The organism is Cupriavidus sp., assembly GCF_057315035.1.
Genome location: NZ_DBHKYV010000021.1, coordinates 121,925 through 129,101 on the forward strand (window position 1 = coordinate 121,925; position 7,177 = coordinate 129,101).

Here is a 7,177-nt window from a genome sequence, read left to right on the forward strand (position 1 = left end):
CAGGGCGCGTACGCCCCGGCCCGGCGCCATGCTTACAGTCCGGCCAGCTTCTTCTTGCCCTTGCCGTACGTGCTGTCTTCCCAGATGACCCACTTGCCGTCTTCAACCACGTACTTGGTGATCAGCGGCACCACGTTCTGGCCGTGGTCGTCGAACGTGACCTTGCCGATGACCGTGTCGACATCCTTGGTACCGTTCAGTACATCGCGCACCTTCTTGCGATCTGGGCCGACCTTTTCGACGGCGTCCATGATCAGGTTGGCGGCGGCGTACGCGAACGGGCCGTATGCTTCAGGCGGTTCGCCGTATTTCTGCTGCGTGTAGCGTTCCATGAACAATTGGCCACCCGCCAGTTTCTCGACCGGCGCGCCTTCGATAAAGGCCAGCGAACCTTCGGACAGCGGCTTGCCCACGCCCTCGATATAGGCATCGGACTTGATACCCGAGGTGCCTTCGAACTGGGCCTTGATGCCGAGCTTTTCCATCTGCGTGCGGATGCGCACGCCCAGCGGTGTGAGACCGCCGAAGTACACCACGTCCGGCTTCAGTTCACGGATCTTGGTCAGTTCGGTCGTGAAATCCTGCTGGTCGGCGGTCACGCCAAACGTGCCGACGATCGTGCCACCGTCCTTCTTCAGGAATTCGCTGAAGTACTTGTTGTGGCCCTTGCCGTAGTCGGTGGTGTCGTGGATGATCGCCCACTTCTTGTAGCCCAGGCCGGTCATGAACTTGGCCGCCACTTCGCTCTGGTTGATCATCGTGCCGTTGACACGATGGATCTCCTTGAAGTTGTTGCCGTACGTGACTTCGGGCAGGACCGCGCCCCACACCACGGCCGGCATGCCAAAGCGGCTGTAGACGCCCACCGTGCCCATGGCCACGGCCGAGCAGAAGTGGGTAACGCCGCCAACGATGGACTTGTCCGCCGCGATCTTGGTCGCAACCTGCACGCCCACGTTCGGGCGGCATTCGTCGTCCTGCACCACCAGTTCGTAGGTGTACTTGGCCTTCGGGTCAGCATTACGCAGGCGCACGGCCAGATCGGCGGAATTGCGGCCACCCAGGCCAATCGAAGAGACCCCGCCCGTCAGCGGGCCAACAAACGCAATCTTGACCACTTCCTTGCCTTGCGCCGGCGCGGACAGCAGGACCATTCCGGTAGCCGCGGCGGCCATCGCGGCAGCAGCCGCAGTGTGTTTCTTCAGCACTCTGATTCCCCTATGCATGACATGTCGGACGGGCGGCAAGCCCGGATGGGACCGAACCGATGCAAGGCGTCGACCGTCGCCGGGAGGCTTTCTTGAAAGCTCTCTGCACCAAATTCAAGTCACTTGAATGCTATGCAACAGACATGCCAGGCGGCAACGGGCGATAACCCGTAATACTTTTGGGGGGTAAGGCGGGGAAAATGGGCGGTGGAGGACGACGGAATCGGGCGGTTGCCCCGGGGTTGGCGGTCCAATCGAGGCAAGGAGCCCGTGCCGCCGGCACCGCAAGCGTGCATCCATGCGCCGCAAATGCGCATGGCGAAGTTGCGGCGGGTTTAGCCCGATGCGTCAGACCAGATGGCAACTCACCCAGTGGTCGTCGCCTTGCTGTCGTAGAACCGGTGCAGTCTCCCTGCACCGGTCAGTCGCCTGGGGACACCGGGTGTGGAAGCGGCAACCTGTCGGTGGATCCAGCGGGCTCGGCAATTCGCCTTCGATGACCACCCGGGGGCGCTTGCCGGCTTGCGCGCGTGCCGATGGTGCGGCGGCAATCAATGCGCGTGTGTAGGGGTGCAGCGCACCGTGCCAGACCGCGTCGCGTGGTCCATGTTCGACGACCTGCCCGAGGTACATGACCGCGATGCGGTCGGACATGTGGCGAACCACGGCCAGATCATGGGAAATGAACAGGTAGGCGATACCCAGCGATTCGCGCAGGTCGAGCAGCAGGTTCAGGACCTGTGCACGCACCGAGACGTCCAGTGCTGATACGGCTTCGTCGCAGACGATCAGCTCCGGGTCCAGCATCAGCGCACGGGCAATGGCCACGCGCTGGCGCTGCCCCCCGGATAGCTCATGCGGAAACCGTCTGGCCATATCAGGATGCAGGCCCACCTTGCGCAGCATGTCCGACACCCTGGCCCTTCTTGCCTTGGCGTCACCACGCCGATGCACGATCAGCGGCGCCTCAAGCGTCTTGCCGATGGTTGCGCGCGGATTCAGCGACGCGGCGGGGTCCTGGAACACCATCTGCATGCGGGGGCGTACTGCATCGAGCGCTCGACCGCGTGCGGTGGCGATGTCTGCGCCATCGAGACGGACCTCGCCTTCGTCGACGTCGGTCAGCCGCATGGCCACGCGCGCGACCGTTGATTTTCCACAGCCGCTTTCACCCACAAGCCCCAGAGTCTGCCCCCGTTCCACCTTGAGCGAGACGCCATCGAGCGCGCGGACGATACCCGCCTCTGTGCGATAGTGGCGCGATACGTTTTCCAATGCCAGCAATGGCGTGCTCATGCGGCTGCCTCCTCGGGCTCGAATGCGTGCTGCACCACGTAGCGCAGCGGTGCGTGGCAAGCCACGCGCCCGTGATCCGTTGGCCGGAGCTCTGGAACATCCACACCGCACTGGGCCGTCGCGTAGCCGCAGCGCGGCGCAAAGGCGCAGCCAGCCGGCATGGCTGACAACTGTGGCACGGTTCCCGGTATTTCCGGCAGACGGGCGCCGGGCGGTAGCGTTTCGATGGCCAGCGAAGCGAGCAGGCCGGCAGTGTAGGGGTGCGATGGTCGTGCCAGCAGCGCATCGACCGGGCCTTGCTCGACGATCCGGCCGGCGTACATGACCGCCGCGCGGTCGGCAGTCTCGGCCACCACGCCAAGATCATGGGTGATCAACAGCATCGCCATGCCGGTTTCTGCCTGCAGGCGCTTGAGCAGATCCAGGATCTGCGCCTGCGTGGTGACGTCCAGGGCCGTGGTCGGCTCGTCGGCAATCAGCAGGTCGGGTTCGCAGGCCAGTGCAATGGCAATCATCGCGCGCTGGCGCATGCCACCGGATAACTGGTGTGGATAGTCGTTGGCGCGCTCGCGCGGCGAAGGCATGCGAACCTGTTCCAGTAGTGCCATGGCCCGCGCCACGGCCTGGGCATGGCTGGTGCGCCGGTGCAGGCGGATGGCCTCGACGATCTGGTCGCCAATGCGCATGACCGGATTCAACGCCGACATCGGTTCCTGGAAGATCATTGCAATGCGGTTGCCACGAACGGCTTGCATCGCACGCTCATCGAGCGAGAGCAGATCGGTGCCATTGAAATGGACCTGACCGCCAGTCACGCGCGCCACGCGACGCGGCAGCAGTCGAAGGATGGCGCAGGCAGTAACGGATTTCCCTGATCCGCTTTCGCCAACCAGGGCCAGTGTTTCTCCGCGGTCGATCTTCAGCGACACATCGTGCAAGGCGGTCATCGGCCCGGCCGCCGTGGCAAAGCTGGCGCGCAGGCCACGTACATCGAGCAGCGTCATGTGTCAGCTCCGTCGTTGGCGCAGATGCGGATTCAGCGCATCGTTGAGCCCATCGCCAATCAGGTTGAAGGCCAGCACCGTCAAAACGATGGCAAAGCCGGGCAGGCCGCAGATGTACCAGGCATCGGCCACTTGCTCGCGGCCGCCGCCGATGATGGTGCCCCAGCTCATGACGTTGGGATCGCCGAGCCCCAGGAATGCCAGTGACGCTTCGGTCTGGATTGCCGTTGCCACGGTCAGCGTGGCCATGGCAATTACCGGTGGCAATGCGTTGGGCAGGATCTGGGTGACGATGATCCGTAGATGGCTCATGCCGATGGTCTCGGCCGCCAGCACGAACTCGCGCCCGCGTAGCGACAGGAACTCGGCGCGAACCAGTCTGGCCGTGGCCGGCCACGATACGATGCCGATGGCCAACACCACCGTGGTGACCGACGGCTTGAAGATCGCCACCAATACCACGGCGAGTACGAACTTTGGTACCGTCTGGAACACCTCGGTCACCCGCATCAGTGCTGCATCGACGCGACCGCCAAAGTACCCGCCCAACGCGCCCACGGTGATACCGAGCGTCGCGGCCAGGGTGGTGCTGACCAGGCCAATCAGCAACGACACGCGTGCACCGGCGGCAAGGCCCGTGGCCAGATCGCGGCCCATGAAGTCGGTGCCGAGCGGGTAGGCCGGATCGTCGCCAGGCCATAGCATTGGCGGACCTGCCATCTCCCAGGGATCATCAGGAAAGACGAAGGGGCCGGCCAGGGCCACCAGCACGACTGCCAGCATCAGGAGCGCGCCGAGCGTGATCGAACGGTGATTGCGTGCGGCGCGCCAGAGCGCGCGTGGTGCCGTGCGCGAGGGAATCCATTGCGACAGGACTGCGGCAGCGGTATTCATGTCCGGCCTCCGGCGCGAGTGACCGATACGCGCGGGTCGATGGCGGCGTAGATCAGATCCACAAAGATGTTCACGACGGTGACCAACAGTGAACTCAGCAAGAGGATGCCGAGCAATAGATTGAAGTCGCGCGCCAGCACGGACTCGAACGCCAGCCGGCCCAGGCCCGGCCAGCTGAACACGGATTCAACCAGCACAGCACCACTGAGCAGCGAAGCCACCTGATACCCGGCCATCGTGACCAGCGGCAGTAGGGCGTTGCGCAGCGCATGAACCACGGTCACGCGAATCTCGCCGGCGCCCTTGGCGCGCGCCGTGCGAACAAAGTCCGCACCGTCGAGTTCGAGCATCGCGGTACGTACGAGGCGCGTGTAGACGGCCAGGTAGAACGTTGCCAGCGTGCAGGCCGGCAACACCGCATGACGTGCCACATCGTGCCACCAGGCCAACCCTGTGTACGCCGCGCTGACGTCGGTCATCCCGCCGGAGGGCAACCAGTTGAGCCGCGCGGAGAACAGCACGATTGCCATCAGCCCGAGCCAGAACGTGGGCATGGCATAGGCCACGAGGGTAGCCAGCGAAACCAGCCGGTCCGGCCAACGATGCACGCGCACGGCAGACAGCACGCCCAGGCCAACCCCGAGCACGAGCGCGATGGCCATGGCCAGCACCATCAACAGCAGCGTGGCCGGCAGACGGTTCATGATCAGGTCGAGCACCGGCATGTTCTGCCGGTACGAGAAACCGAGATCGAGCGTGGCGATCTGTTTCAGGTAGTGCACCAGTTGCAGCCACAGCGGTTGGTCGAGTCCGAAACTTGCGCGCAACTGCGCCATGGTCTCGGGTGTCGCCGCGCCGGCCTCGCCGGCCAGCACGTCGACCACATCGCCTGGGGCAAGCTGCAGGATGACAAAGTTCATCAGTGCGATGCCGAGCACCACTGGCACCACCTGCAATAGCCGTTGGCGCAGGAACGCGAGGGCGGGGCGGCCGCGCATCGCCTACGCCCTGGGGGTCAGCCACGCATCGGCATACGATGCGAACAGCCCGTCACCCTGCGCCGTGCTCTTGCGGAACCGCGCGGTGGAGACCGTCACCCAGGTTTGTTCGACCAGGTCGAGCACTGGCACGTCGTCCTGCACGATCTGCTGCCATTGCTTGATCAGTGTCTTGCGCTTGCCCTCGTCGGCCTCGCGGCCAGCCGCCTCCATGATGCGGTCGAGTTCGGGGTTCGAATAGCCCGAGCCATTGGTCCATGGTGCGCCCTTGATGATGTTCTTGGTCCAGAACAGCCGCTGCACGCCCAGTGTGGGGTCCGGCAGCCGGTGCAGGCTGGAGATCATCAGGTCGTAGTCCTGATCGGTGAACACGCGGCGCAGGTAGGTGGCCGTGTCTCCGGCGCGTAGCTCAACGTCAACGCCCACGCGCGCCAGCGACTGCTTGATGAACTCAGCCGGCCGGCTTGCCGTGACACCGCCGCCACCATCGTAGTCGAGCGTGATGCGTAGCCGCTTGCCATCCTTGCCCGGCTTGTAGCCGGCCTCGTCAAGCAGGGCCGCGGCCTTCTTGACATCGAACGGGTACTGGCGTGTATCGGGCGAGTAGTAGTTGACCACCGACGACGGTACCGGCCCGGTCGCCGCCTTGCCATAGCCGAGGAACACCACCTTGAGCAGCGCATTGCGATCGATCGCATAGGCCAGCGCCTGCCGCACGCGGCGGTCGGCGAAGTAGGGCTTGCGTACGTTGAACTGGGTCAGGAAGATCGTTGCCAGATAGCGGCCGTCGTCGGTATTGATGCGGTAGCGCTGCTTGTCCTGGAAGCGCCCCAGGTTGGACAGCGGAATGCTGGAACCGAGCGCTACGTCGATCTCACCGGCTTCGAGCGCCACGGTACGCGCCGCAGCATCAGGGATGAACTTGAAGACGATGCCGTCCAGGTATGGCTGGTCCTTCTGCCAGTAGTTTGGATTGCGTTCCAGCCGCACATGGCTGCCCTTGACCCACTCCTTGAACACGAACGGGCCAGTGCCAACAGGCGCGTTGTTGAGCGGGTTGCTCAGCACGTCCTTGCCTTCGTAAAGGTGGCGCGGCAGGATCTGCGCACCGTAGGTGTTGATGTAGTTGATGAGATAGGGTGCCGGCGAGGACAGCCGGATGATGACCGTGTGCGGGTCGGGCGTGTCAACGGCCGTGACATTGGCGAAAGCGGCACGGCCAAACGGATGGAGCTTCTTCCATACCTCGAGCAGCGTGTACTGGACGTCGGCGGCAGAGAAATCCTTGCCATCGTGCCACTTCACGTTCTTGCGCAGTTGGAACGTCGTGGTCAGCCCATCGGCGGAGGTCTTCCACGAGGTGGCCAGCGCCGGCACCGGACGCAGGTTGAGGTCATATGCGACAAGCCCTTCCAGAACCTTGCTCGACACCTGGCCAATGTTCATCGTCGTAATGAACGCCGAGGTCAGCAGCGTAGGCTCTGGCGAGACCGCAACGTTGAGAACACCGCCGCGCACAGGTGCGCCTTGTGCTGCGACGGCAGCAGCGGTTTCGGCGAGGGCATCGGCAGAGAACGGTACCCCGATGGAGAACAGCGTGGAAGCAGCAAGGAAATCGCGACGGTTCATGGTGATGCGGCAGGGTTGGCTGAAGGTGACAGCCATCGAGTCTAGAGACAGCCTGCCGCGCCGCGAACGAAGGATTTCCTCTTTGCTATCGCGTTTGATCGGAAATGCGCGTCAAACCTCGTCCTTCAGGGCGAGGAAGGATAGCGCG

6 protein-coding genes are annotated in these 7,177 nt (G+C 64.0%); all 6 read right to left on the reverse strand.

The window, feature by feature from the left end:
- Positions 1 to 32 precede the first annotated feature (32 nt).
- The 6 genes from ACO550_RS23340 to ACO550_RS23365 all read right to left on the reverse strand — a co-directional run bounded on the left by ACO550_RS23340 (position 33) and on the right by ACO550_RS23365 (position 7,029).
- Complete coding sequence (locus ACO550_RS23340; RefSeq protein ID WP_315594451.1) at positions 33 to 1,208, reverse strand: ABC transporter substrate-binding protein; 1,176 nt, start codon at positions 1,206 to 1,208, stop codon at positions 33 to 35.
- Positions 1,209 to 1,556: 348 nt separating this feature from the next.
- Positions 1,557 to 2,504, reverse strand: a complete 948-nt coding sequence (locus ACO550_RS23345; protein WP_315594452.1) for an oligopeptide/dipeptide ABC transporter ATP-binding protein — start codon at positions 2,502 to 2,504, stop codon at positions 1,557 to 1,559.
- Positions 2,501 to 3,508, reverse strand: a complete 1,008-nt coding sequence (locus ACO550_RS23350) for an oligopeptide/dipeptide ABC transporter ATP-binding protein (protein ID WP_315594453.1) — start codon at positions 3,506 to 3,508, stop codon at positions 2,501 to 2,503. Before ACO550_RS23350 ends, ACO550_RS23345 begins: the two co-directional genes overlap by 4 nt.
- A gap of 3 nt (positions 3,509 to 3,511) precedes the next feature.
- The gene (locus ACO550_RS23355; RefSeq protein WP_315594454.1) at positions 3,512 to 4,402 is read right to left on the reverse strand and encodes an ABC transporter permease subunit; all 891 of its coding nucleotides are present in this window, start codon (positions 4,400 to 4,402) and stop codon (positions 3,512 to 3,514) included.
- The gene (locus ACO550_RS23360) at positions 4,399 to 5,400 is read right to left on the reverse strand and encodes an ABC transporter permease (protein ID WP_315594455.1); all 1,002 of its coding nucleotides are present in this window, start codon (positions 5,398 to 5,400) and stop codon (positions 4,399 to 4,401) included. Before ACO550_RS23360 ends, ACO550_RS23355 begins: the two co-directional genes overlap by 4 nt.
- A 3-nt stretch (positions 5,401 to 5,403) precedes the next feature.
- Positions 5,404 to 7,029: an ABC transporter substrate-binding protein gene (locus tag ACO550_RS23365; RefSeq protein ID WP_315594456.1), complete on the reverse strand. Its 1,626-nt coding sequence runs from the start codon at positions 7,027 to 7,029 to the stop codon at positions 5,404 to 5,406.
- Positions 7,030 to 7,177: the final 148 nt, after the last annotated feature.